Source organism: Prauserella sediminis (genome assembly GCF_014195435.1).
GTDB lineage: Bacteria > Actinomycetota > Actinomycetes > Mycobacteriales > Pseudonocardiaceae > Prauserella > Prauserella salsuginis.
In genome coordinates, this window is the sequence record NZ_JACIBS010000001.1 from 3,129,510 (window position 1) to 3,156,173 (window position 26,664).

The 26,664-nt window shown below is 69.4% G+C and carries 18 protein-coding genes; 10 read left to right on the forward strand and 8 right to left on the reverse strand.

Annotated features, from left to right (window positions below; translation table 11 throughout):
• Positions 1 to 161 precede the first annotated feature (161 nt).
• The 5 genes from FB384_RS14230 to ald all read right to left on the reverse strand — a co-directional run bounded on the left by FB384_RS14230 (position 162) and on the right by ald (position 12,228).
• Positions 162 to 3,968 carry a multifunctional oxoglutarate decarboxylase/oxoglutarate dehydrogenase thiamine pyrophosphate-binding subunit/dihydrolipoyllysine-residue succinyltransferase subunit gene (locus FB384_RS14230; protein ID WP_183783394.1) on the reverse strand — a complete coding sequence of 1,269 codons (3,807 nt, stop codon included), beginning with the start codon at positions 3,966 to 3,968 and terminating at the stop codon, positions 162 to 164.
• A gap of 262 nt (positions 3,969 to 4,230) precedes the next feature.
• A complete protein-coding gene (locus FB384_RS14235) occupies positions 4,231 to 8,091 on the reverse strand; it encodes an ABC transporter ATP-binding protein (RefSeq protein ID WP_323985296.1) in 3,861 nt (1,286 codons plus the stop codon).
• 120 nt (positions 8,092 to 8,211) lie between these two features.
• Positions 8,212 to 9,099, reverse strand: coding sequence for an ABC-2 transporter permease (locus FB384_RS14240; RefSeq protein WP_183783396.1), 888 nt, complete (start codon positions 9,097 to 9,099; stop codon positions 8,212 to 8,214).
• On the reverse strand, positions 9,099 to 10,190 hold the full coding sequence (locus FB384_RS14245) for an ABC transporter ATP-binding protein (protein ID WP_183783398.1): 1,092 nt from the start codon (positions 10,188 to 10,190) through the stop codon (positions 9,099 to 9,101). Before FB384_RS14245 ends, FB384_RS14240 begins: the two co-directional genes overlap by 1 nt.
• 931 nt (positions 10,191 to 11,121) lie before the next feature.
• Positions 11,122 to 12,228: an alanine dehydrogenase gene (gene ald, locus FB384_RS14250; RefSeq protein WP_183785548.1), complete on the reverse strand. Its 1,107-nt coding sequence runs from the start codon at positions 12,226 to 12,228 to the stop codon at positions 11,122 to 11,124.
• A 213-nt stretch (positions 12,229 to 12,441) separates the two neighbouring features.
• Here ald and FB384_RS14255 point away from each other — a divergent pair, with 213 nt between their 5' ends.
• On the forward strand, positions 12,442 to 13,401 hold the full coding sequence (locus FB384_RS14255) for a zinc-binding dehydrogenase (protein WP_183783400.1): 960 nt from the start codon (positions 12,442 to 12,444) through the stop codon (positions 13,399 to 13,401).
• A gap of 27 nt (positions 13,402 to 13,428) precedes the next feature.
• On the opposite strand, the gene FB384_RS14260 is transcribed toward FB384_RS14255, so the two are convergent.
• The gene (locus tag FB384_RS14260) at positions 13,429 to 14,991 is read right to left on the reverse strand and encodes a PucR family transcriptional regulator (protein ID WP_183783402.1); all 1,563 of its coding nucleotides are present in this window, start codon (positions 14,989 to 14,991) and stop codon (positions 13,429 to 13,431) included.
• Between the two features lie 81 nt (positions 14,992 to 15,072).
• Here FB384_RS14260 and FB384_RS14265 point away from each other — a divergent pair, with 81 nt between their 5' ends.
• A complete protein-coding gene (locus FB384_RS14265) occupies positions 15,073 to 15,459 on the forward strand; it encodes a glyoxalase superfamily protein (protein WP_183783404.1) in 387 nt (128 codons plus the stop codon).
• 63 nt (positions 15,460 to 15,522) lie between these two features.
• Here FB384_RS14265 and FB384_RS14270 read toward each other — a convergent pair whose 3' ends face one another.
• The gene (locus FB384_RS14270) at positions 15,523 to 16,011 is read right to left on the reverse strand and encodes a hypothetical protein (RefSeq protein WP_183783406.1); all 489 of its coding nucleotides are present in this window, start codon (positions 16,009 to 16,011) and stop codon (positions 15,523 to 15,525) included.
• A gap of 73 nt (positions 16,012 to 16,084) precedes the next feature.
• On the reverse strand, positions 16,085 to 16,675 hold the full coding sequence (locus tag FB384_RS14275; protein ID WP_183783408.1) for an SACE_7040 family transcriptional regulator: 591 nt from the start codon (positions 16,673 to 16,675) through the stop codon (positions 16,085 to 16,087).
• 154 nt (positions 16,676 to 16,829) lie between these two features.
• Between FB384_RS14275 and FB384_RS14280 the strand changes: the two genes are divergently transcribed.
• The 8 genes from FB384_RS14280 (at position 16,830) to FB384_RS14315 (ending at position 26,657) form a co-directional block, all read left to right on the forward strand.
• Positions 16,830 to 17,627, forward strand: coding sequence for an SGNH/GDSL hydrolase family protein (locus tag FB384_RS14280; RefSeq protein WP_183783411.1), 798 nt, complete (start codon positions 16,830 to 16,832; stop codon positions 17,625 to 17,627).
• A 102-nt stretch (positions 17,628 to 17,729) separates the two neighbouring features.
• Complete coding sequence (locus FB384_RS14285) at positions 17,730 to 19,343, forward strand: carboxyl transferase domain-containing protein (protein ID WP_183783413.1); 1,614 nt, start codon at positions 17,730 to 17,732, stop codon at positions 19,341 to 19,343.
• A gap of 95 nt (positions 19,344 to 19,438) precedes the next feature.
• Positions 19,439 to 21,412: an ATP-binding protein gene (locus FB384_RS14290; RefSeq protein WP_183783415.1), complete on the forward strand. Its 1,974-nt coding sequence runs from the start codon at positions 19,439 to 19,441 to the stop codon at positions 21,410 to 21,412.
• Complete coding sequence (locus tag FB384_RS14295) at positions 21,409 to 22,563, forward strand: acyl-CoA dehydrogenase family protein (RefSeq protein ID WP_183783417.1); 1,155 nt, start codon at positions 21,409 to 21,411, stop codon at positions 22,561 to 22,563. Before FB384_RS14290 ends, FB384_RS14295 begins: the two co-directional genes overlap by 4 nt.
• Positions 22,564 to 22,683: 120 nt before the next feature.
• Positions 22,684 to 23,466, forward strand: a complete 783-nt coding sequence (map, locus tag FB384_RS14300) for a type I methionyl aminopeptidase (RefSeq protein WP_183783419.1) — start codon at positions 22,684 to 22,686, stop codon at positions 23,464 to 23,466.
• A gap of 23 nt (positions 23,467 to 23,489) precedes the next feature.
• Positions 23,490 to 24,551 carry an alpha/beta fold hydrolase gene (locus FB384_RS14305; RefSeq protein ID WP_183783420.1) on the forward strand — a complete coding sequence of 354 codons (1,062 nt, stop codon included), beginning with the start codon at positions 23,490 to 23,492 and terminating at the stop codon, positions 24,549 to 24,551.
• Positions 24,552 to 24,673: 122 nt separating this feature from the next.
• Entirely contained in the window at positions 24,674 to 25,132 is a 459-nt protein-coding gene (locus FB384_RS14310; RefSeq protein WP_258935555.1) for a MarR family winged helix-turn-helix transcriptional regulator, read from the forward strand.
• Positions 25,133 to 25,388: 256 nt separating this feature from the next.
• Positions 25,389 to 26,657 (forward strand): FAD-dependent monooxygenase, encoded by a 1,269-nt coding sequence (locus FB384_RS14315; protein WP_183783421.1) that lies wholly within the window; start codon positions 25,389 to 25,391, stop codon positions 26,655 to 26,657.
• The last annotated feature ends 7 nt before the right edge of the window (positions 26,658 to 26,664 follow it).

The following is a 26,664-nucleotide window of genomic DNA, read 5'->3' on the forward strand; positions in this document are numbered from 1 at the left end:
AAGGGCACCTTCGTGGCACTCAACGCCCCTAAGGTTCCCTTGGGGGCATCGTGTGGTCACGTCGCGTGTTCGCCCAGGCGTCACCGGTGGGTGATACAGAAAACCGGCCCGGCGGAGTCGAACTCCGCCGGGCCGGTCTTCTGCTTGCCGTGGTTCTCGGTCTACTCGAAGGCCTTCGTGATGAGTGCCTTCTGCTCGACCTCGTGCACCTTCGACGAGCCCGCCGACGGTGCGGCCATCGGCCTGCGCGCCACCACGTCCAGGTTCGCCAGCACCTCCGGCAGCTTGCGCGGCAGGTTCAGGCCGAAGTACGGCCAGGCGCCCTGGTTCTCCGGCTCCTCCTGCACCCACACGACCTGCTGGGCGTTCGTGAACCGGCTGAGCGTCTCGGCCAGCTTCTTCTTGGGCAGCGGGTAGTACTGCTCGACCCGCACGATCGCGACGTCGTCGATCTCGCGCTTGGTCCGCTCGGCCACCAGCTCCCAGTAGAGCTTGCCCGAGGTGAGCAACACCTTGCGCGCCTTGGCGGGGTCGACGTCGGAGTCGTCGATCACCGACATGAACTTCGAGTCGCCGGTGAAGTCCTCGACGTTCGACGTCGCCGCCTTGTTCCGCAGCATCGACTTCGGCGTGAAGACGATCAGCGGGCGCTTGACGCCGTCGAGGGCGTGGCGGCGCAGCAGGTGGAAGTAGTTCGCGGGGGTCGAGGGCACGGCCACCGTCATCGAGCCTTCGGCGCACAGCTGCAGGAAGCGTTCGATGCGGCCGGAGGTGTGGTCCGGTCCCTGGCCCTCGTGGCCGTGCGGCAGCAGCAGCACGACGTCGGAGAGCTGGCCCCACTTGGCCTCGCCGGAGGAGATGTACTCGTCGATGACGGACTGGGCGCCGTTGACGAAGTCGCCGAACTGGGCCTCCCACATCACCAGCGCGTCGGAGTTGGCCACGGAGTAGCCGTACTCGAAGCCGACCGCCGCGTACTCGGACAGTGCCGAGTCGTAGATCATCACGCGGCCCTGCTCGTCGGCGAGGTGCTGCAGCGGTGAGTATTCCTTGCCGCTGTCGCGGTCGATCAGCACGGAGTGGCGCTGGGTGAACGTGCCGCGGCGCGAGTCCTGGCCGGACAGCCGCACGAGCCGCTGTTCCAGGGCGAGCGATCCGAACGCCAGCAGTTCGCCGAAGGCCCAGTCGATGCCGCCTTCGCGGGCCATCTTGGCGCGCCGGTCCATGACCGGCTTGACGCGCGGGTGCGGGTTGAAGCCCTCGGGCACGTTGACGAACGAGTCGCCGATGTGCTGGACGGTCTCGCGGGAGATGGCGGTGGGCAGGTTCGCGGGGACCTGCTGTTCCTCCTCGACCGACGGGCTGGGCGTGACCGGGTGCTTCTCGAGTTCGCGCACCTCGTTGAAGACGTGTTCGAGCTGGCTGGAGAAGTCCCGCAGCGCCGCTTCGGCCTCTTCCATCGAGATGTCGCCGCGGCCGATGAGCGCCTCGGTGTAGGTCTTCCGGACGCTGCGCTTCTTGTCGATGATGTCGTACATCCCCGGCTGCGTCATCGAGGGATCATCGCCCTCGTTGTGACCGCGCCGCCGGTAGCAGATCATGTCGATCACGATGTCCTTGTTGAACGCCTGGCGGTAGTCCACCGCCAGCCGCGCGACCCAGTAGGCGGCCTCCGGGTCGTCGCCGTTCACGTGGATGATCGGCGCGCCGATCATCTTGGCGACATCGGTGGCGTACTTCGACGACCGCGCGTGCTCGGGCGCGGTGGTGAAGCCGACCTGGTTGTTGATGATGACGTGCACGGTGCCGCCGGTGCGGTAGCCGCGCAGGAGCGAGAGGTTGAGCGTCTCGGCGACCACGCCCTGGCCGGCGAACGCGGCGTCGCCGTGCAGCAGGACGGGCAGCACGGTGAAGCCGTCGACGTCGCCGCCCTTGTCGAGGATGTCCTGCTTGGCGCGGACGATGCCCTCGAGGACGGGGTCGACCGTCTCCAGGTGCGACGGATTCGCCGTGAGCGACACGCGCGTCTCGCCGTCGCCGAACATGCGGAAGTACTTGCCCTCGGCGCCGAGGTGGTACTTCACGTCGCCGGAGCCGTGTGCCTGACCCGGGTCGAGGTTGCCCTCGAACTCGCGGAAGATCTGCGAGATCGGCTTGCCGACGATGTTGGCCAGCACGTTCAGCCTGCCGCGGTGCGGCATGCCGACCACGACCTCGTCGAGGCTGTGCTCGGCGGCCTTGTCCAGCAGCGTGTCCAGCATCGGGATGACCGTCTCGCCGCCCTCGAGCGAGAACCGCTTCTGGCCGACGTACTTGGTCTGCAGGAACGTCTCGAACGCCTCGGCCGCATTCAGCTTGCTGAGCACGTACTTCTGCACCGTGGGCTCGGGCTTGTCGTGCGGGATCTCGACGCGGTCCTGGATCCAGCGGCGCTCGTCGGGGTCGAGGATGTGGGTGTACTCGACGCCGACGGTGCGGCAGTACGAATCGCGCAGCACGCCGAGGACGTCGCGCAGCTTCATCTTCTCCTGGCCCGCGAACCCGCCCACGGCGAACTCGCGGTCCAGGTCCCACAGCGTCAGACCGTGCGAGAGGATGTCCAGGTCCTCGTGGCGGCGCTGGCGGTAGTTCAGCGGGTCCGTGTCGGCCATCAGGTGGCCGCGCATCCGGTAGGCCTCGATGAGCTCGAGCACCCGGGCGGTCTTGTCGATCTCGCCCTCGGGGATGTCCGAGACCCAGCGCACCGGCTCGTACGGGATCCGCAGCGACGTGAAGATGTCGTCGTAGAACCCGTCGCCGCCCAGCAGCAGCTCGTGGATGCGCTTGAGGAACTCGCCCGACTCGGCACCCTGGATGATGCGGTGGTCGTAGGTCGACGTGAGCGTCATGATCTTGCTGACGCCCAGGTCGATGAGGGTCTTCTCGCTGGTGCCCTCGTAGTGGGCCGGGTACTGCATCGCACCCACGCCGATGATCGTGCCCTGCCCGGACTGCAGCCGCGGCACCGAGTGGTTCGTGCCGATGCCGCCCGGGTTGGTCAGCGAGATCGTGGTGCCCGCGAAGTCGTCGGCGGTGAGCTTGTTGTTGCGCGCCTTGCGGACGATGTCCTCGTAGGCCTGCCAGAACTGCAGGAACGTCATGCTCTCGCAGTTCTTGATCGACGCCACGACGAGGTTGCGGGCACCGTCCTTGCCCGGCATGTCGATCGCCAGACCGATGTTGACGTGCTCCGGCGTGACCGAATGCGGCTTACCGTCGATGACCTTGTAGTGCCGGTTCATGTTCGGGTAGGCGTGCAGCCCCCGGATCATCGCGTAGCCGATGAGGTGCGTGAACGAGATCTTCCCGCCGCGCGAACGCTTCAGATGGTTGTTGATGACGATGCGGTTGTCGGCCATCAGCTTCGCCGGCACCGCACGCACGCTCGTTGCCGTCGGCACGCTCAACGACGCGTCCATGTTCTTCGCGATCGCCGCAGCCGGGCCCCGGAGGACCTTCGACTCGGGTTCGCTCTTCTCGGGCTTGGCCGCCTGGTCGCTCTTCGCCTCGCTGGTCGCGGCCTTCTTCTTGCCGGCAGTGGAGGGCTGAGCAGCGGGTGCAGCGGCCTCGGCGGGCGCCTGCTTCGCGGAGCCGGACTGGGCAGGAGCGGACTGCGCCGAGCCGGACTGAGCCGAGCCGGACTGAGCCGAGCCGGACTGGGCGGGAGTCGAGGGAGCTGCGGACTTCGGTGCCTGCGACGGGCTGGGCCGGCCGTTGCCTTGCGTCTGCGCCGGAGCCTGCGGCTGACCGTTGGCCGACGGATCGGCCTCCGTCGTGTCCGGCTTTCGCTCTTGCGTGGGGGAGAAGTCGGCAAAGAACTCATGCCACGCGGAGTCGACGGAAGAAGGGTCGGCGAGGAACTGGTCGTACATTTCCTCGACGAGCCATTCGTTGGGGCCGAACTGTGACGCAGGGCTGCTGCTGGACACGGCTGGGACTCGCCTCTATCTGTCTCGATGTGCCAATTACGCGCGTACCAGGCTAACCCCCGTGCCGGCGGGACAGTCACCGAACTCGCACTTGGTGGCCGGATCCGCAGGCGCGGGGCAACCCGGATTTCTCACTGAATCGATACCGGTCGCTGGGCGTACACCCGAGACTCGTCGACAGTGGCGACCGGCGCCGGTTTTCGTGACCGGAGTCATGGCGGCGCCGGGCGGTGGGACCCGGCCGGGTCGTTCGGCGGTCGGGTCACTCGGCGGCAGGCGCGCCGGCCAGGGGAGTCCCGGCCGCGGGAGGCCGCTCCGCGGCTCCGTCACCGAGGCGCCACAGCCGGGCGTACGCCCCGTCGGCAGCGAGCAGTTCGGAGTGTGATCCCTCCTCGACGACCCGCCCGTGGTCGAGGACGACGATCCGGTCGGCGCGTGCGGCGGTCGCCAGCCGGTGCGCGACGACGAACGTCGTGCGTGTGGCAGCGAGCCGGTCAGTGGCCCGCAGCACGGCGTCCTCTGTGGCGGGGTCGAGTGCGGCCGTCGCCTCGTCGAGGAGCAGCACGTCGGGGTCGACGAGCTCGGCCCTGGCCAACGCCACGAGCTGCCGCTGGCCCGCCGACAGCGCACGCCCGCGTTCGCCGACCTGCTGGGCGAACCCGTCCGGCAATGCGGCGACGCCCTCGAGCGCGCCCACCGCGCGGACGGCGGCCTCCACCTCGGCGTCGGTCGCGGCCGGGCGGCCGTAGCGGACGTTGTCGGCCACCGAGCCCACGAACAGGTGCGGCTCCTGCGGCACGACGCCCACCCGGCTGCGCAGCTGCGGGAGGTCGTAGTCCCGCACGTCGACGCCGTCGATCCGCACCGTGCCGGTCGTGGCGTCGTAGAACCGCGCGAGCAGCTTGACGGCCGTGGACTTGCCCGCGCCCGTCGCGCCGACGAACGCGATGGTCGTGCCTGCGGGCACGGCGAGCGAGAGGCCGGCGAGCGCGGGCGTGTCGGCACCCGGGTAGTGGAAGCCGACGTCGTCGAGCTCGACGTCCCCACGCAGCCGCTCGCCCGTGGTGACCGGGTGCTCGGGCTGCGGCACGGACGTCGGCGTCCGCAGCAGGTCACCGATCCGGCGGAGGCCGACCTTCGCCTGCTGGTAGCCGTCGAACACCGTCGAGAGCTGCTGCACCGGCGAGAAGAACAGCCCGAGATACAGCAGGAACGCCATCAGCACGCCGGGCGAGAGCTCTCCGGCCGCCACTCCTGCCGCCCCCGCGGTGAGCACGAGGACCTCCGCCACGCCCGACAGCAGCGTCACGAACGGGAAGTACGTCGCCACATATCGCTGTGCGCGCAGACGGGAGCGGCGGTAGGCGTCACTGCGGGAGGCGAAATCGCGGGCGGATCGCTCTTCGCGGGTGTAGGCCTGGGCGACGCGGAGCCCGCTGACGTTCTCCTGCATGTCGGCGTTCACGGCGCTGACCCGTTCGCGCGCCTCGGTGTAGGCGGCCGAGGCGCGTCTGCGGAACAGCACCGTCGCGACGATCAGGACCGGCAGTACGGCGAACACGTACAGCGACAGTCCCGGCGCGGTGACGATGAGCGCGGCGCTGATGCCCACCAGCGTCAGGACGCTGACGACCGCGGTGGCGAGACCGGTCTGGAGGAACGTCGACAGCGCATCGACGTCGGTGGTCATCCGCGTCATGATCCGGCCCGACAGTTCGCGCTCGTAGTAGTCGAGGCCGAGTCGTTGCAGTTGGGCGTAGCTGCGGACCCGCAGCAGATACAGCACGGACTCACCGGTACGGGCGGTCAGCCGGGTCTGCAGCGCGATCGCGAGCCAGTCGAACGCGATGACCACGACGCCGACGGCCGCCGCGATGAGCACGACGGACTCGGCGCCGGTCCGCACCCCGTCGTCGACACCGCGCTGGTAGAGCGCGGGTACGGCGATCGTCGCCAGCGCGTCGATCGCCACGAACGCGATGACCGCGGCCAGCAGTCCCCGGACCGGGCGCAGCAGGCTCGCGAGGCGGAACCGCGGGTCCGGTGCCGTCGGATCGAGGTCGCCGAGATCGGGCCGGTCGGTGGCGGGAGGGAGCGCGCGAACCCGGTCGAGCAGTTCGGGCGTGGGCGGCAGGTCGAGAGACGCATGGCCGCCGGGGCCGCCACCTCGGCCGGTCGCGGCGGCGGGCCTCGTCATCGAGACCGATGGTATCGACGAGGAACCGGCCGCGGACGTGGCGGCGGCCGGTGCGGCGGTGCCCTCGTGGTCTGTGCCGTCGTGGTGTGGGCCGTCGTGGTGTGGGTCGTCGCGGTCGGCGCTGGCGGCGTCTCCGTCGTCGGTGTCGTGGCGCGGCCACAGTTCCGGGGTGACACCGCCCGGTGCAGGTTCGGCCGGCACCGGGTGACCGGGCTCGTCGACGTCGTCGCCGGGGCCGGACACGAGGTCGCGGTACAACCGGCAGCGCGTCTCGAGCTCGGCCGCCGTGCCGATGTCGACCACCCGGCCCTCGTCGAGCACGGCGATCCGGTCGGCCAGTGCCAGGGTGGAGCGGCGGTGGGCGATCAGGAGCGTGGTGCGCTCCCGCATCACCTCGCGCAGCGTGTCGTGAATGGCGGCTTCGGTCGCGGTGTCGACGGCGGACGTGGCGTCGTCGAGGACGAGCACGCGCGGATCGGTCAGCAGTGCACGCGCGAGGCCGAGGCGCTGCCGCTGGCCGCCGGACAGCGTGAGCCCGCGCTCGCCGACCTGCGTGTCGTAGCCCTCGGGCAGTGCGGAGATGAACTCGTGGGCCTCGGCGGCCTTCGCCGCGGCGATCACCTCCTCGTCGGAGGCGTCCGGTCTGCCGTAGGCGATGTTGTCCCGGACCGAGGTCGAGAACAGGAATGCCTCTTCGAACACGACGCCGACGGTGCGCCGCAGCTCGGTCAGGCCGAGATCCCGGACATCGGTCCCTCCGACGCGGACCGCGCCCTCGTGGACGTCGTAGAAGCGGGGCAGCAGCAGCGAGATCGTCGATTTGCCGGAACCGGCGGTTCCGACAAGTGCGAGGGTCTCGCCTGGTCGGGCCCGCAGCGACATGCCGTCGAGTACCGGTTCGGACAGGGTGTAGCCGAACCGCACGTCCTCCAGTTCGACGTCCAGCGATCCATCGGGAACCGGTTCCGGGTCGGCACGCTCGCGTACCTCGGGCTGGGCGTCGATGAGCTCGTGCACGCGTTCCGCACCCGCGCGCGTGAGCTGGGCCTGCACGACGAGGCTCGCGAGCATGCGTGCAGGCCCGGTCAGCGACGAGACGTACGTGGCGAACGCCAGGAACGTGCCGAGGCTGATCTCGCCCCGCAGCGCGAGGATGCCGCCGACCGCCAGTACCGCGATCTGGCCGGCTGCGGGCAGTGCCCCGGTCGTCGCCGTCGGAACTGCCGACAGCTTGGCGGCGCGGAGCCGTTCGGCGAACAGCGTGCGCGCCGAGCGGGAGAGCTCGGCCGTCTCGCGCTGTTCCTGGCCGAAGCCCTTGACCACGCGCACGCCCGTGACCGTCTCCTCGACGTGCTGGGCGATCTCGGCGGCGCGCTGCTGGGCCGACCACGTCGCGGGGAACAGCTTGCGCCTGCTGACCGCGAGGACGATCGCGACCGCGGGGCCGACGATCAGTGCGATCACCGTCAGCAGCGGCGACATCCACAGCATCGCCCCGAGCGCCAGGAACGCGAACACCACCGACCCGGCCGACAACGGCACCTGCATCAGGAACCCGGTCACGAGCTGCAGGTCGGTGATGGCACGCGAGACGATCTGCCCGGTGCGCAGCGAGTCCTGTTTGCCGCCGTCGAGCCTCGAGACCGCCGCGAACACCGACTGCCGCAGGTCGTGTTGGACGTCGAGGGCCAGCCTGCCGCCGACGTAGCGCCTGCCGAATGCGGCGCCGAACGCCAGTAGGTGCAGCGCGAGGAGCGCGACGGCCAGCCACGGGAGGTTCGCCGTCGAGCCCGCGACGGCGCCGTCGACGCCCTCGCGGATGAGCAGCGGGCTCACCGCTTGTACGCCGACGCCGAGGACGGCGGCACCGAACGCGAGGACGACGAGCGCCGGGTGCCGCCAGCACGCGGCGGCGACCCGACGCACCCAGCCGTTACGGCGGCCGGACGGTCCGGGAGTGCCGGGCGGATCGGTTTCGTTCGCGGTGTCGCTCTCCGCGCTGCCGATCCGCCCCGACACTCCCGGCTCCTCCTCGTCGACTTGCTGCTATGTGATGTCGCGCTTCTGATTGGCCGCCCAGCCGCCGCCGAACAGCAGCATCGCCCAGGCGAAGAAGATCAGCGCGGAGGCCCACCACGAGAACGCACCCGGCGCACCCGCGGTGAACTGCATGAGCCACACCGCTTCGTCGTCGATCGCGTCGGGAACCGCCGTGCCCGCTGCGCCGAACGCCTCGGCGCCGATCGCACCGACGATGCCGTTGAGCGTGCCGTTGGGCAGGACACCCCCGAGCCACGATATGCCGCCCCAGCCCCACATGACGAGCACGAGGAGGTTCTCGACGATCAGGATCCAGATGATGGACGTCACGGTCGCACCGGTGGTGCTGTTCCACAGCGCGCCGAGGCCCACTCCGAACAGCGTAGCCAGGATGGAAGCCAGCACTCCCGCGCCGAGGATGCCGAACCAGTACCCGGCGTCCGGGATTCCCGGCGAGTCGACCGTGATCACCGTGCCGAGGCTGGCGAAGCCGACGATGACCACGCCGTAGATGGCACCCCACAGGATGTAGGTGAGCATCTTCGCCGTCAGGGCGGAGACCCGGTTCGGCGCAGTGAGGAACGTCGTCGTGATCGTCTTCTTGCCGTACTCGCCCGCGATCGCGAGGATCCCGAGGATCAGCGGGAACAGCAGCCCGATGTTGATCCCGTGGGCGAGCGCCAACAGGCCGACGGGCAGTGTCGTGACCTCCACACCCGCCGCGCGCCCGAGTTCCCGCGCGTCGCTGCTGCCGAGGTAGTCGTTGATGTCGTTGGTGATCGCGCCCCAGCCCAGTGCGAACAGCAGGGCGAGCACCACCGTCGGAATGAGCAGGCCCCACCAGCTCTTCGTGGTGACGATCTTGCGCATCTCGGCCTTGATCAGGTTGCCCATCACTGGCCACCTCCCCAGCCCTGCTGGCCCGGCTGCTGGTAGCCCGGGGCCTGGTACGGATTCTGCGGCTGACCGGCCGGCGGCCCCTGCTGGAAGCCGGGTGGCGGCCCCGGTGGTTGCTGCGGCGGCCCCGGCGGCGGCTGCGGCGGTTGCTGCGGAGGCTGACCCGGCGGCATCGCGCCCCCGGCGTACTGCGGGCTCGTCATCTGGAAGAACAGCTGCTCGAGGTCCGCCTTCTCCTCTTCCATGCCGTAGACGGCCACGCCCGCCTTCGCCGCGACGTCACCGATCTGCTGCACGCCCGCGTTCGTCACGGCCACCCGGCCGTCGTGAGCCGGCTGGACCTCGCCGACGCCCGCCTCGCGCAGTGCCGTCACCAGCGCGTTCGCGTCCGCGGGCTGCACCAGCACCCGGGAACGCTGCGAGGCGCGCAGCTGCTCCAGCGGGCCGTAGTAACGCGTCATGCCCGCGCTGACGATCACGACTTGGTCGATCATCTGCTCCACCTCGGACAGCAGGTGGCTCGACACCAACACCGTCCGGCCCTGCTGGGCGAACGACTGCAGGAACCCGCGCAGCCACGCGATGCCCTCCGGGTCCAGGCCGTTGGACGGTTCGTCCAGCACCAGCACCTGCGGATCGCCGAGCAGCGCGGTCGCCAGCGACAGCCGCTGCCGCATGCCGAGCGAGTAGCCGCCCGCAGGGCGGTCCGCCGCCGGGGAGAGTCCGACCAGCCCCAGCAACTCGTCCACCCGCTGATCCGGAACGCCGATCGCGGCCGCGTACACCCGCAGGTGGTTCCGCGCCGTGCGCTTCGCGTGGAAGCCCTCGTTCTCCAGCACCGCCCCGACGATCCGCGCCGGGTTGCCGAGCTGCGTGTACGGGCGTCCGTTGATCGTCGCCGCACCCGATGTCGGTGTCACCAGTCCGAGCAGCATGCGCAGAGTCGTCGTCTTCCCTGCGCCGTTCGGCCCGAGGAACCCGGTGACAGAACCCGGTTCCACGGTGAAGCTCAGGTTCTGGACCGCCGTCACGGCCCCGAACTGTTTGGTGAGGTTCTGCACCGCGATGCGGCCACTGCCGTCGTGCATTGTCCATCCCCTTTTGGTGCGCTGTGGCCCCTGCGACCGCGCCTGGCGTGCGGTCGCGCCGCGTGACGGCGATGCGCATCCCTCGTCCTTCTGGTGGGTGAGGGCGTTCGCGGCGCTCGCGAACGGGCGCCCGTCACGGTGGCGGTCGCCATCCTGCCGTATGCCCTGTGATGCAGGTGGGGAGGTTGCGAGATTCACGGTGGTCGACAGCGAACCGATGCCCGAAATCGGCGACTCTGGGTGTTGCTGTCGGCATTCACCGTGTGTGAAGTCAACCGTTGGCCGGGCCTGCGCCGGGCATGTGAACAAAAAACCTGAAGACTTGCCGACCCCGGGGCGGCGAACCGCCGACCGACGACTTAAGCTGGTACGTGGCGGCCCGCTCCCGGTGACCCCCAGGCTGGTTGAGCGGGCCGCCCCTAGTCGTGTGGCACTTCGCGCCGGCACTCCCTCCGCCGCTCAACCTCGTGTTTCCGGGGTCCAACCCCGGGCCCGGCCGGAGGGCTTCGCCCCCGGACCCCGGGTAGGTGGGCGGATGCGTTCGGGTGGGCCGGTGCCGGGGCGGTGGGTTCTGGTGTCACTCATCGGTGCCGATTCACCACGTCGTCGCTGTCCTCGTCAGCAGCGCACCGAGAACCTGCGGCCGTGCGAGTTGTCGGCCCGCCGCAAGTGACTTCGTCACGTTTCGACGAGGTCGTGTGGCGCTTCGCGCCGGCACTCCCTCTGCCACTCAACCGCGTGTTTTCCGGGGGCCGACCGCGACCCCGGCCCCGGCCAAAGGCTGTACAGCGTGGATGGCCGGGCGGTCCGCGCACCCTGTGTGATCACGGCGAAGTGGTGAAGAGTGCTGAGCGGCGGCGCGGTGCCCGGGTGGGCGCCGCCCCGCCGCTCGGCCGTCGCTCGCCCGGCGCCGACCGACAGGACCGTCGGGTTACAGGTCGGCCGGGGTGTAGGTGAGTTCGTGGGCCTTCGCGACCGGCTCGTTCGTCAGCGCGCCCGCGTGCGTGTTCAGGCCCTTCGCCAGGTTCGGGTCCGCCCACAGCGCACCCTCCCAGCCGTCCTCGGCGAGCCGCAGCACATACGGCAGCGTCACGTTCGTCAGGCCGTAGGTCGACGTCCTGGGCACGGCGCCCGGCATGTTCGCCACGCAGTAGAACACCGAGTTGTGCACCCGGTAGGTCGGCTCGTCGTGCGTCGTCGGCCGGGAATCGGCGAAGCAGCCGCCCTGGTCGATCGAGATGTCCACCAGCACGCTGCCCGGCTTCATCCTGGCCACGAGGTCGTTCGAGACGAGCTTCGGGGCCTTCGCGCCCGCCACCAGCACGGCGCCGACCACCAGGTCCGCCTCCAGCACGGCCTGTTCGAGCGAGAACGCGTTGGACGTCACCGTGCGGATCCGCCCGCCGAAGTCGCTGTCGATCTGCCGCAGCCGGTCGACGTTCGTGTCCAGCACCTCGACGTCGGCGCCGAGGCCCAGCGCGATACGCGCCGCGTTCAGGCCGGCCACGCCGCCGCCGATCACGACCACCCGCGCCGGATGCACGCCGGGGACACCGCCGATCAGCACGCCGCGGCCACCGCCGGGCTGCATCAGTGAGTACGCGCCCACCTGCGGAGCCAACCTGCCCGCGACCTCCGACATCGGAGCCAGCAGCGGCAGCGTCCCGTTGGGCAGCTGCACGGTCTCGTACGCGATCGACGTCGTGCCCGCCGCCATCAGCGCCTCTGTCAGCGCCCGGTCCGCGGCCAGGTGCAGGTAGGTGAACAGCACCTGGTTCGACCGCAGCCTGCCGTACTCCTCGCTGATCGGCTCCTTGACCTTCAGCACGATGTCGCCCTCGGACCACGTGTCGTCGGCAGTCGGGAGGATCTTCGCGCCAGCAGACGCGTACTCCTCGTCCCGGACCGCCGAACCGAGTCCGGCGCCCGTCTCGACGTAGACCTGATGGCCGCGCGCGGTCAGCTCGTGTGCCCCCGCCGGGGTCAGTGCAACCCGGTACTCGTGCTTCTTGACTTCCTTCGGGACGGCGATGCGCACGGCTTCCTCCTCGGTGGCGGGCGCCCGCCCGCTGGGCCGGCGCACGTCGGTTCCGCTTCCTTGTGGGAACGGATGGGAATGGTGTCTCCGACCACGGTGAACCACCCGGACGGCGGTGTCATCGTGCTGCGAGGACAATTATCCGCGGACAGTGTGGTTTTCCGATGACAAGTAATTGACCTCCAGTTGGCTCGAGGTCGCAGGCTGGTCGTCATGCGAGTGGTGTGGTGGACGAAGCCCGGCGGGCCGGAAGTGCTGCAACCGGGAGAGGCGGACCTGCCGGCGCCGGGGCGCGGTGAGGTGCTGATCGACGTCGAATACGCGGGCATCACGTTCGTGGAGACACAGTTGCGTGCCGGGCTCGGGCCGTTCGCGTGGGAACCGCCGCTCATTCCGGGCAACGGTGTCGGGGGTGTGGTGTCGCGGATCGGCGGCGCCGTCGATCCTGCGCTCGTCGGTGCCCGGGTGGTGAGTGGGCTGTCGGGTAGCGGCGGCTACGCCGAGCACGCCGTCGTGGCGGCGGACCGGCTGCTGCCGGTGCCGGACGGCGTGTCGATGTCCGACGCGGTCGCAGTGCTCGCCGACGGCCGCACCGCGATGCTGCTGCACCGCGGTGCGGATCCGCGCCAGGGGGAGCGGGTGCTCGTCGAGGCGGCCGCGGGTGGAGTGGGCGGTCTGCTCGCGCAGCTCGCGGCCAACGCGGGTGCCGTCGTGGTCGCTGCGGCGGGCGGCCAGCGGAAGACCCGTCTTGTGCGCGAGGCGGGCTCGTCCCATGCCGTCGACTATCTCGATCCACAGTGGACGGATCAACTGCGGGAACGGATCGGTGGGGTGGACGTCGTCTACGACGGGGTCGGCGGGGACATCGGGCGCGCGGCGTTCGGTCTGCTCGCCCAGGGCGGCCGCATGCTCGTCCACGGCATGGCGAGTGGAGTCATGACCGACATCCCTGCCGAGGAGGCCGAGGCGCGAGGCGTCACCGTCACGGGCGGACTCGACGTCACCCCGGAGACGCTGCACGAGTGTGCACGCGATGCCCTTGCGGAAGTGGCCGCGGGCCGGCTGCGGCCCCGGATCGGCGCGATCCATCCGCTGGAACGTGCGGCCGACGCACACGCCGCCATCGATGCGCGGACGGTGATCGGCAAGACCCTGCTCGCGGTGAATCCGTGACCACGTCGCCGCGGTAGGCCGTGCTCGTCACGACCAGCGCAGGGTGAGCAGCTGCGCGATGAGTGCCAGTCGGACGTCGGGGTCGTCGAGGTCGAGACCGGCGAGGTCGAGGAGCTTGCGCATGCGGTAGCGGAGCGTATTGGGGTGCACCTGTAGCGCTGCGGCCGCACTGCGCGGATCCCCGGGATGGCGCAACCAGTGGTAGAGCGTGTCGACGTACTCGGTGCCCTGTGCCTGATCGTGCTCGAGGAGGACGCGGAGGGGGCCCAGCCCGGTCACGTTCGCGGCGCGGGCGGCGGTGGCCGTCCGGTGCAGAATGAGCGGGGTCCACACCTCGTCGAACGTGACGGTGCGCCCCGGCACGACGCCCGATCGCAGCAGGCCCAACGCTTCGTCGGCCTCGGCCCGTGACGCAGGCATGTCGCCGAGCTCGTAGGCGCCGCCCGCGGCCGCGTGGAGTTCGCCGGCCTTCGGGCCCGCCTGCATGTCGTCGAGCGCCGTTCGCAGCTGCGGCCAGGTTCCCGCGCCCCCGTGTTCCGGTACGACCGCGTACAGCAGGCCGGCGTGCTCGGCGGCGACGGGCTGACGGCCGACGCCCTGCGACAGCCGTTCGAGCAACGCCAGCCGCATGCCCTCGCCGTCGAGTGTGTCGCCGCCGGGAGTGTCGATGACGACGACGCGGTGCGGTTGCTCGGTCAGGCCCAGCTCGGCGACGGCCTTGCGGGGGCCGGCCTCGCCGTGCAGCAGTTCCCGCAGCACCTCGGCGTAGGCGCGGCGGCGGACATCGGAGTGGGCCCGGCGCCGCAACAGGTGCAGCGCTACGACGGGTGCGGTGTCGGCGAACGCGGCGGCCCGTTCGTCGGGGACGGGGCCGTCGACGACGGCCCACATCGATCCGAGCAGTTCACCGCCCATGCGGACCGGCGCGATGAGGCGTGGCAGGGTGCCGTCCTTCTGTCCCGGAACGAAGATCGTCTGCCTGCCGCGGGTGAGGTCGCGGAAGACACCACGGGACCGGAAGCGGGCGAGTACGTCGTCGGGGATGCGTCTGCCGACGATCGTGGCCACGCGCGCGGGGTCGGTGAGGTCCTGCCGTGCCGAGTAGGCCAGCACGCGGGAATTCGTGTCCTCGATGGTCACGGGCGCGTCGACGACGGAGGCCACGGCGTCGGCGAGCCGGAACAGGTCACCTGCGGCCGGGTCCGCCTCGAGCGTGTCGGACTCGTCGGCCTCGGCGTCCAGCACGGTGCGCAGCAGCCACACGAGCTGGGCCCACGCGGTCGCCTCGTGCACCTCGATCAGGCCGATGCCCGCGCGCTTCGCGGCACCGCGCACGGCGGACTGCTGCGCGATCGGTGCTTTGACCAGCACCGCCGTCGCCTCGCGGCCGGCGGAGTCCTTCAGCAGCGCCACGGCCGCGCCTGCGTCCGGTACGGCGACGCCCAGGACGAGATCGCCCGCCCCGGGAGTGGTCGCGGCGGCCGGTTCGGCGATGACGACGTCGGCGACCGCGGCCGACTCGTCCGGCAGGTGCAGCGCGTGGAGCAACGTCGGCCCGACGCGGTCGACAACCGTGCGGACGGTGATCATCGGCCGGCGGACCTGCTGCTCGTCATGGGTCGGCAGCCTACCGTGAGAGCCTGCCTTCCCGACCCGAGGAGAGGAGCGGACATGGGTGTGCGCGGAGTGGCGAAGGTGATCGTCGGCGTGAGCGATCAACAGCGGGCGAAGGAGTTCTGGGTCGACAGGCTGGGCTTCACGGTCACGACGGACGCGCCGTACGACGACCAGGGAACCCGCTGGCTGGAGGTGACGTCGCCGGACGGGGAGACGATCCTGATCCTCAGTCCGGATCCGCAGGCCGAACACCGCAGGGAGTCGGGTGACGAGCGGCCCAACACGAACGTGTTCTTCTACGCCGACGACATCGAGGGCACCTACGCCGAGCTGTCGGCCAAGGGCGTCGAGTTCCCGAGCCCACCGTTCCGGCAGCCGTGGGGCTGGTGGGCCACGTTCGTCGATTCTGAAGGCAACCGCTTCGCCCTGCAGGAGCGCTGACCGGGACCTCGGCTGGCCTCGACCGGCCTAGCCTGACCGACCGTGAGCGGACACGCCAGGACCTCAGTCGAGGAGCGCCTCGGCGATCCACGGCTCCACGGGCAGGTCGCGTTCCAGGCACGCGGTCGACAGCCGCATGGTCCAGCGCAGCGCCTGCACGATGAGGCTCTCCACCTCGTCAGGGGAGGCGTTGGCGAGTGCGATCTCCAGCTGCTGGCTGGCGTCGTCGGTGTTGCCGTGGACCTCGGCCAGCAGTGTGCGGACGGCCGTGCGCACGGGCGGCTCGGCGTCGTCGATCGCGACCTCCTCGCCCTCGGAGTCGAATACCTGCACCTTGACGGGTGCGGCGCCCCCGTCGCCGAGGGTCGTGACCATCTCGCTGCAGGTGCCGAACAGCAGCAGCATGAGCGCGCGCGTGTCGTCGGTGGCGAGCGCTTCGAGCGCTGCCGCTTCGATCGCAGCGGCGTCATCGCCGAGACGCATGGCGAGCAGCGCCCGCTGGGCGGTTTCGACGAGCCGTGACGGCGTTCCTTCCTCGTGCACGGGTGTCATCAAACACCAGACGCGCCGTGATCGTCGTGCGCCCGCAGGGGTGATCATCGTCGCTGCGGCGTTACGAGGGGTTCTACTTCGCCGCGTAGAGCGCGCCGAGGGCGAGCCGGGTGAGCAGTTCGGCCAGGTCCTCGTGGGGCAGGTGCCGGTTGTGCGGCGTGGAGTTGATGAGGCCGAAGACGGCGTGCGCCGCGGATCGGGCGTGTGGTTCATCCAAGCGGGGGACGGCCGCGCGTAGCGCCGTGACCCACACCTCGACGTACTGCCGCTGCAGTCTGCGGACACGTCTGCGGTCCTCGTCGGCGAGGCTCGCCAGGCTGCGTTCGTGGACGGTGATCAGCGCGGGTTGCTGCAGTGCGAAGTCGACGTGGAAGCGCACGAGACCGGCGAGGATCGTGTCGACGTCGCCGGCCCGGCGGACGCGTTCGGTGCCGCCCGCGAGCAGGTACTCGCTGATGCCCGTGAGCATTTCGCCCAACATGGCATCCTTGCTGCGGAAGTGCCGGTATAGTGCCGGACCGGTGATTCCGACGGCCGCGCCGATGTCGTCGATGCCGACGCCGCGGAACCCGTGCTGAGCGAACAGCTCCGCCGCTGCGGCGAGGATCTGATCCCGCCGGGACGGCTTCCCGCCGCCGGGTGATGTCGCTGCACTGGGGATCATGATGTCACTGTACGGGATGAAGTTAGCGAATGCTAACTTCATCCCGACTTCCGATATGAGCCGTGCGGGGTAACTCCGGCTCTTTCCCTCCTTTCCGGACCGTTTCCGCTGGTATTCGTCTACCGGCCAACGGAAAACGGAAAGGCGGCCCCAGATGGTCAATTGTTCCCGTATCGTCGGCACGGCGGTGATCGCGTCGCTGGCACTGGTCGGTGGTGCGGCCACCGCGGGTGCGGCGGAAACGACCGCCTATGACAGTTACGTCGCCCTCGGCGACTCCTACTCCAGCGGTGTCGGCGCGGGCGACTACGGCGATTCGGGCGGCTGCAAGCGCAGCGCGAACGCCTACCCGCAGCTCTACGCGGACGCCAACGGCATCAGTGACTTCCAGTTCGCAGCCTGTCTGGGGGCGCGCACGGACGACGTGCTCGCGCAGGCCGATTCGCTCTCCTCGGGTACCGACGTCGTCACGGTGTCGGTCGGCGGCAACGACGCCGGGTTCGTCGACGTCATGATCGACTGCACGACGAGCTCCGAGCAGGGGTGTGTCGACCGGGTCGACGAGGCCAAGGAATACGTCGAGACCACGTTGCCCGGTCTGCTGGACGGCGTGTACGACAAGATCAGGGCCAATGCGCCGGACGCCGAGGTGTTCGTGCTCGGGTACCCGCAGTTCTACGAGATCGGCGGCTCCTGCAACGCCGGCCTGAGCGACACCAAGCGGGCGGCCATCAACTCGGGTGCCGATGCCCTCGCGGAAGCGGTCTCCGAGCGCGCCGCAGCCGCCGGCTTCACGTTCGTGGACGTCCGTGACGAGTTCGCCGGCCACGAGATCTGCTCGGACGACTGGTGGTTGCACAGCGTGAAATGGCCGATCGACGAGTCCTATCACCCGAACGTGGCCGGTCAGGAGCACGGTTACCTGTCAGCGTTGGCGGGTGCGGCCGGCTGACGTCGATTCCGGCGGGGTTTTCCTGTCGAACGCCTGGACCTCAGGGTTAGTAGCCTCTAACATCGGACACGGTGTTAACGGCTGCTAACCCTGAGGTGTGTCATGGAAGGTCCGACGCTCGCCAGCCACGCTGACCCGAACAGCGAGGCGTACTCCCGCAATGTCGCAGGGCACGGTGAGTTGGTCGAAGATCTGCGCAAGCGGCTCGCCACCGCCCGGCTGGGCGGCGCGGAGAAGGCGCGCGCCCGGCATGTGGAACGCGGCAAGCTGCTGCCGCGCGACCGGGTCGACGCGCTGCTGGATCCGGGGTCGGCGTTCCTCGAGCTGTCGCCGCTCGCGGCGACCGGGCTGTACGACGACGAGGCGCCTGCCGCGGGCATCATCACCGGCATCGGCCGGGTCTCCGGCCGCGAATGCGTGATCGTCGCCAACGACGCCACCGTCAAGGGCGGAACGTACTACCCGATGACGGTCAAGAAGCACCTGCGCGCGCAGGAGGTGGCGCTGGACAACAACCTCCCGTGCATCTACCTCGTCGATTCCGGAGGGGCGTTCCTGCCCCGACAGGACGAGGTGTTCCCCGACCGCGAGCACTTCGGCCGCATCTTCTACAACCAGGCGACCATGTCGGCGCGCGGCATCCCGCAGATCGCCGCCGTTCTCGGATCCTGCACGGCGGGTGGTGCCTACGTACCGGCGATGAGCGACGAGGCCGTGATCGTGCGCAACCAGGGCACGATCTTCCTCGGCGGTCCGCCGCTGGTGAAGGCCGCGACCGGGGAGGTTGTCACGGCCGAGCAGCTGGGCGGTGGGGACGTCCACTCGCGACAGTCCGGTGTCACCGACCACCTCGCCACCGACGACGCCGACGCACTGCGCATCGTGCGCTCGATCGTCTCGACCCTCGGGCCGCGGGAACCCAAGCCGTGGGACGTCGAGCCCGTCGAGGAACCGGCCGCTGATCCGCGCGAGCTGTACGGCGTCGTGCCCACCGACTCGCGCACGCCGTACGACGTCCGCGAGGTGATCGCCCGCGTCGTCGACGGCAGCGGGTTCGCCGAGTTCAAGAAGGAGTACGGCACGACTCTCGTCACCGGGTTCGCCCGCATCCACGGGCACCCGGTCGGGATCATCGCCAACAACGGCGTGCTGTTCGCCGAGTCCGCGATGAAGGGCGCCCACTTCATCGAACTGTGCGACAAGCGTTCGATTCCGCTCGTGTTCCTGCAGAACATCACGGGCTTCATGGTCGGAAAGGACTACGAGGCGGGCGGCATCGCCAAGCACGGCGCGAAGATGGTCACCGCCGTTGCGTGCGCCAGGGTCCCCAAGTTCACCGTGATCATCGGCGGCTCGTTCGGCGCCGGCAACTATTCGATGTGCGGCCGGGCGTACTCGCCGCGGTTCCTGTGGATGTGGCCGAACGCGCGGATCTCCGTGATGGGCGGCGAGCAGGCGGCATCGGTGCTCGCGACCGTGCGGCGGGACACCGTCGAGGGGCGCGGCGAGGAGTGGTCCGCCGACGAGGAGGAGTCGTTCAAGGATCCGATCCGAGAGCAGTACGAACAGCAGGGCAACCCGTACTACTCGACCGCGCGGCTGTGGGACGACGGCGTCATCGACCCCGCCGACACCAGGACGGTGCTGGGCCTGGCGCTGTCGGCGTCGGCCAACGCACCGCTGGACCCGGTCGGCTACGGCGTCTTCCGGATGTGACCGGTGACGGGCCGCAGGAGGCGAACAGCGCCCACTCGGAAACAGGCAGCGTTCGCCCGGAAACAGGCATTGTGAGAGAGGACGGTTCGACAGGCATGTTCGACACGGTTCTGGTGGCCAACCGCGGCGAGATCGCCGTCCGCGTCATCGCCACACTGCGGCGCATGGGCATCCGGTCGGTGGCGGTCTACAGCGATGCCGATGCCGGCGCCCGGCACACCCGCGAGGCGGACGTGGCCGTGCGTCTCGGTCCCGCGGAAGCGGCCCGGAGCTACCTGTCCGTACCGGATGTCGTGAAGGCCGCGGTCGACACCGGCGCACAGGCGGTACATCCCGGCTACGGCTTCCTCGCGGAGAACGCGGAGTTCGCGGCCGCGTGCGCCGATGCGGGGATCGTGTTCATCGGTCCACCGACCTCGGCGATCGACGCGATGGGGGACAAGATCCGGGCGAAGGCCACCGTGTCGGCCGCGGGCGTCCCGGTCGTCCCCGGCAAGTCCGATGTGGTGGATTACGCGGCGGCTGCGGACGAGGTCGGCTATCCGGTCCTGCTCAAGCCGTCCGCCGGTGGCGGCGGCAAGGGCATGCGGCTGGTCACCGAGCCGGGCGAGCTGGCGGGCGCCGTCGAGGCCGCCCAGCGTGAGGCACGCGGCGCGTTCGGCGACGACCGGCTGTTGATGGAGCGCTTTGTCGACACGCCCCGCCACATCGAGATCCAGGTGCTGGCCGATGCCCACGGCACCGTGCTGCACCTCGGCGAGCGTGAGTGCAGCCTGCAGCGCAGGCATCAGAAGATCATCGAGGAGGCTCCGTCGCCGCTGCTGGACGCCGACGCCCGTGCCCGTATGGGCGCGTCCGCGGCGGAGGCGGCGAGATCGGTCGGCTACGTCGGCGCGGGCACGGTCGAGTTCATCGTGTCGGCGACCAACCCCGACGAGTTCTTCTTCATGGAGATGAACACGCGGCTGCAGGTTGAGCATCCGGTGACCGAGGAGGTCACCGGCGTCGACCTCGTCGAGTGGCAGGTGCGGGTGGCCGCGGGTGAGCCGCTCACGATCGGTCAGGAGGACGTGCGCTTCGACGGCCACGCGGTCGAGGCCAGGGTTTACGCCGAGGACCCGGCCCGCGGCTTCGTTCCCACGGGTGGCACCGTCCTGGGCCTCGTCGAGGGGGCCGGGCCGCACGTGCGCGTCGATTCCGGCATCGCCGAGGGCACTCGGGTGGGCTCCGACTACGACCCCATGCTCGCGAAGGTCATCGCGTGGGGCCCGGATCGCAGCGCCGCACTGCACCGGCTGGACCGGGCGCTGGCCGGAACCGCGGTCCTCGGGTTGCAGACCAATGTGGAGTTCCTGCGTCGCCTCGTGTCCGATGAGGACGTGCGTTCCGGAAATCTCGACACCGGCCTGGTGGAGCGGAAACTCGAGGAACTCACCGATTCCGGCGTGCCCGAGGAGTTCTTCGTGGCGGCCGCCCTCGACCGGCTGCTCGCACTGGAACCGACCGGTCCGGTGGTCGATCCGTGGGACGTGCCGAGCGGATGGCGGATGGGAGCCGCCGCCGGTGTGACCTTCCTGCTGCGCGCGGGCGATGCGGAACGGCTGGTGCGGGTCGAAGGGCCCACCTCGGGTGCGCGGGTGACCGTGGGCGACGCCGAACCGGTCGCTGCCTCGGCGAGCCGTTCCTCCCGCGGCCTCGACGTCCACTGTGGATCGCGATTTCGGCGGTACACGCGTGCGGAGGCGCCCGACGGCACCGTGTGGCTGAGCTGCGACGGCGTCGCGGTGGCGGTCGGGGAACGGCCGAACCTGCTCGCCGCGCGAGCCGACGACGTCGACGCGGGACCGGTGACGAGTCCCATGCCGGGCACCGTGCTGGTGGTCAAGGTCGCCCGCGGCGACGAGGTCACCGCCGGCACTCCATTGCTGGTCGTCGAGGCGATGAAGATGGAGCACACGATCACCGCGCCGGTCGACGGCGTCGTCACCGAACTACCCGTGCGGGCGGGCCAACAGGTCGCGCTCGACGAAAAGCTTGCACTGGTCACCCCTCAGGAGCAGATATCATGATCGACTTCCGGCTCGGCGACGAGTACGAAGCGCTGCGCAAGACCGTCCACGACTTCGCCCAGGCCGAGGTGAAGCCGGTGATCGGGGACTTCTACATCCGTGAGGAGTTCCCTTACGAGATCGTCGCGAAGATGGGCGAGATGGGCCTGTTCGGGCTGCCGATCGCCGAGGAGTACGGCGGTATGGGCGGCGACTACTTCGCCCTGTGTCTCGCACTCGAAGAGCTCGCCAGGGTGGATTCCTCGGTGGCGGTGACGGTCGAGGCGGGCGTGTCGCTGGGGGCCATGCCGATCTACCGGTTCGGCACCGAGGAACAGAAGCGCCGCTGGCTGCCGTCACTGTGCAGTGGTGAGGCGCTCGGCGCGTTCGGGCTGACCGAACCGGGTGGCGGATCGGATGCCGGTGCGACGAAGACCCACGCCGTCGTCGATGGGGACCGCTGGGTCATCAACGGCAGCAAGTCGTTCATCACCAACTCGGGTACGGACATCACCAGCGTCGTCACCGTCACCGCCGTCACGGGCACGAAACCCGACGGCGGCAAGGAGATCTCGGCGATTCTCGTGCCGTCGGGTACGCCGGGATTCACGGTGGCGCCGAAGTACTCGAAGGTCGGCTGGAACGCGTCGGACACGCACGAGCTGGCGTTCGACGACTGCCGCGTGCCGGTGGAGAACCTCCTCGGCGAACGCGGCCGTGGGTACGCACAGTTCCTGCGCATCCTCGACGAGGGTCGGATCGCGATCGCGGCGCTGAGCGTCGGCCTGGCCCAGGGGTGCGTCGACGAGTGCTTGCGGTACGTGGGCGAGCGGGAGGCGTTCGGCAACAAGATCGGCGCGTACCAGGCGATTCAGTTCAAGATCGCCGACATGGAGGCGCGGGTGCACTCCGCGCGGTTGGCCTACTACCAGGCGGCGGCGAAGATGCTGCGTGGCGAACGGTTCAAGAAGGAAGCGGCGATCGCCAAACTCGCCTCGTCGAACGCCGCGATGGACAATGCCCGTGACGCCACGCAGATCTTCGGTGGCTACGGATTCATGAACGAGTTCCCGGTCGGCCGCTTCTACCGGGACGCCAAGATCCTCGAGGTGGGTGAGGGGACGAGCGAGGTGCAGCGGATGCTGATCGCGCGTGAGCTCGGCCTGGAGTGACGCCGGGTCGACGTGTCGCCGCTGCGGGCGTGTCGTCGCACTCGACCGGTCGTGATAGAAATACCGGTATAAGTATTCGTGTTCGGCGGCGGGCGTGCGAGTCCGTGGTGGAGGCAGGCGATGGTGGAGCTGAAGACCCCCGGTGAGATCGAGGCGATGAGCGTGACCGGCACGTTCGTCGCCGAGGTGCTGGCCGACCTGGCGCAGCGTGCCGAACCCGGTGTCAACCTGCTCGACCTCGAACACCGCGCCCGCGACATGGTCAAACACCGCGGTGCCGAATCCTGCTACTGGGACTACGCGCCGTCGTTCGGCAAGGGGCCGTTCCGCAACGTGATCTGCCTCGCGGTGAACGACGCGGTGCTGCACGGCCTGCCGCACGACTACGACCTGCGCGACGGCGACGTGTTGACGATGGACATGGCGGTGTCGATCGACGGCTGGGTGGCCGACTCTGCGCGCACGGTGATCGTCGGCACCCCGCGGCCCGGTGACTTGGGGCGCGGCGACGTGCGGCTCATCGAGGCGACCGAACGCGCGCTCGACGAGGCGATCGCGGTCGCTCGGCCGGGCAACCGGCTCGGTGACATCTCGGCGGCCGTCGGCGAGGTCGCGTCGCGGTACGGCTACCCGGTCAACACCGAGTTCGGCGGGCACGGTCTCGGCCGCACCATGCACGAGGACCCGCACGTGCCCAATGCGGGGCGTCCCGGCCGCGGGATGCTGCTGCGCGCGGGGCTGACCATCGCGATCGAGCCGTGGTTCGCCGCCGGCACCGACCGCATCGTCTACGACCCGGACGGCTGGACGATCCGGTCGGCCGACGGCTCGCGCACTGCACACAGTGAGCACACGATCGCCGTCACCGAGGACGGGCCGCGTATCCTGACGCTCACGAGCTGAACCCGAGCCGGCTGGAGGTCCCGGTGATCGCGATTCCGTCGCAGCTGGCGTCGGTGGCTGCGAACGTCACCGACAAGTTCGCCAAGGGCGGCGTGGCCGACCTCCGGCCCGTGCCGCGGGTGCTGATCGACCGCGGCCCGAACCGGTCGGTCTACCGGATGACGGGACAGCAGCCACCCGCTTCGGGTGACCCGGTGCTGCTCGTCCCGCCACTGGCCGCGCCCGCGCTGTGCTTCGACCTGCGGCGCGGCTGCAGCCTTGCCGAGCACCTCACCGACGCGGGCAGGCGCACCTACCTCGTCGACTACGGCAGTGTCGCGTTCGCCGATCGCAACCTTGGCATCGAGCACTGGATCGACGACGTGCTGCCGCGCACCATCCGCAAGGTCAGCGACGACGCGGGCGGGCGGCCCGTGCACGTCGTCGCCTGGTGTCTCGGCGGTATCTTCTCCGTGCTGACGGCCGCGGACCGGCCCGAGTTGCCGATCGCGTCTCTGACCACGATCGCCTCGCCGTTCGACTACACCGCGATCCCGCTGGTGGCCCCGTTCCGACCGCTCGTGGAGTTCACCGGCGGGCACATCCTCACGCCGTTCTATCGCATGTTCGGCGGCGCGCCGTCGGCCGTGGTGACGCAGGTGTTCCGTGCGACCGGGATCGACAAGGAGATCACGAAGCCGCTCGCCATTCTGCGCAACCTCGACGACCGCGACTACCTGGCGCAGATCGAGGCGGTGGATCACTTCATGGCCAACATGCTGGCCTACCCGGGTCGCACGTTCGGACAGATTTACCACCGGTTCTTCCGCGCGAACGACCTGTCCGCGGGCACGTTCGCGCTCGACGGCCGCACGATCTCACTGTCGAAGCTGGACGTTCCGACGCTTGTCATCGCCGGCGAGAACGACAGCATCGCGCCGCGCCGTGCGGTGGAACGACTGGTCGGTCTGCTCGAGAACACGCCGGAGACGCGTTTCCGCGTCGCCCCCGGTGGGCACCTCGGTGTGCTCACCGGGCGACGTGCGCGCAGTACGACCTGGCGCCACGTCGACGAGTTCGTCGACGAACACGCGAGTCCTCGGTAGGACGATCCGTCACTCGGACATTCGGCGGCCGGGTATGGTGCAAATGGTCCGGGTACGGAAGGTCTGAGCCGAGGTTGCCGACGGGAAGGGGTGGCGCAGTGGCGAACGGCAGGAGGGCCGTGGTGGCTGACGACGAACTGCCGATTCCGCAGGAGCTGCTCGACGCACCCGGATACGTCGCACGCAGGCTCTACCAGGCGTATCTCGCTGCCTGGGTGCGCATGGTCGACGCGAGCATCACGGGCCCGCAATTCGCCGTGCTCGTGGCCGTCAACGATTACCCGGGCGAGGATCAGCGATCGTTGGGACACGTCGCCGCACTGGACCGATCGACGATGGCCGACGTCGTGCGCCGTCTCGAGGTGCGCGGACTCATCACGCGGGAAACGGCCGAGAACGACGCGCGCCGCAAGCTCCTGTACCTGACCGAGGAGGGTCGCGAGCAGTTGGCAGGCGTGAACCGCCGTGCTCGTGATCTGGACAAGAAGCTCGTTCAAGGTAACGACGTCACCGTCACCGAGCAATGGCTGGCCGAGCTCAACGCCCTTGCCGAGCATTGGGAATCCCTGGTCGAGGACTGACCTTCGGCTCCGCCGCCGCTTCGCCGGTCGCAGCCGTCGAAGATCGACGTTGGCCGGATCTTCACGTCGTGGCCGGTCCACGATGCCGGATCGATTCCGCGGGCCGCTCGCGGATACGTCCGTGCTACCCGCCTGTTTCCCGCGTATTAAACCTTCGTCCCCCTATTGACTTTCGGAGTTAGTCCGTGTTCGGATCAAATCAGTCCGAACGCGGATGGTTTTTCCGGCCGCGTGGCCACGGCGATGTGGAGGCGTTGTGCACGCTAGTCAGTCCTATGAGGTCACGATCGTTGGCGGCGGGCTCGGCGGCCTGACCGCCGCACTCGCCCTGCGGCAAAAGGGTCTCCGGGTGACAGTGCTGGAGCAGGCTCCGCAGCTCGGCGAGGTGGGTGCAGGAATTCAGACCGCGCCCAACGCCAGCCGGGTGCTCACGAGTCTGGGACTGCGCAGGCAGCTGGAGGCGATCCACACGGAGCCGCTCGACCAGGTGCGCCGGCGCTGGCAGGACGGCAGCGTCATCGGTCTGACCTCGCTCGGCGAGCATTGCAAGCGGACCTACAACGCTCCGTATTGGCACTACCACCGGGCCGACCTGCACAAGGTTCTGCTCGAGGCTTGCCTCGACGAGCAACGTCCCGGTCCTGCTGTTGCGGTACACACCGGAAGTCGCGTGACCACAGTGGACACAGAACGGCGACATCGGCCCGTTGTGCTGACCGAATCCGGTCAGCGGTACGAAAGCGACGTCGTGGTCGGCGCGGACGGTATCCGCTCGGCGGTACGCGATCTGATCGGAATGCCCGACACTCTCGAATTCTCCGGTGAAATGGCCTACCGTGTGCTGATTCCGGGCGACAAGATCGCTGCTGACCCGGCGACACGGTGGCTGGTGGATCGGTTCCAGAGCACCATCTGGTACGGCCCCGGCAGGCATCTTGTGCACTACATGATCCGGGGCGGCGAGTATCTCAATGTGGTCGCCCTCGTGCCGTGCAGTGACGAGGTCGCCGAGAAATGGAGCGCGCCCGTCGGATCGGACGAACTCGTCAATGCGTTTCCGGGTTGGGATGACCGAGTGCCTGCGATGTTGTCCAAGACCGAAGGTGACGCGATGGCTTTCGCCCTCTACTACCGGCGGCCGGATCCCGTGTGGATCGACGGTCACGTCGCGCTACTCGGCGATGCGTGCCACGCGATGCTCCCGTATCAGGCTCAGGGTGCCTCGCAGGCGATGGAGGATGCGGCCGTGCTTGCCGAGGAGCTCGGATCGGTGCCGGTGGCCGGCGTCGAAGAGGCGCTCACCCGATATGTGTCGCGGCGCGCGAAACACGCGGCCATGGTGCAGGATGCCTCACTCGAGAACAAGCGCTTCTATCACCTTCCCGATGGGCCGGATCAGCGGGAACGGGACGCGAAGCTGAAGAACTTCACCGGAGAGTCCCACGTTTCCTACCAATGGTTGTGGAGCGGAACCCCGTTGAACGATCCGGACGCCGAATCGTTCGCCTATCAGTTCCCCCGATGAGCTGCTT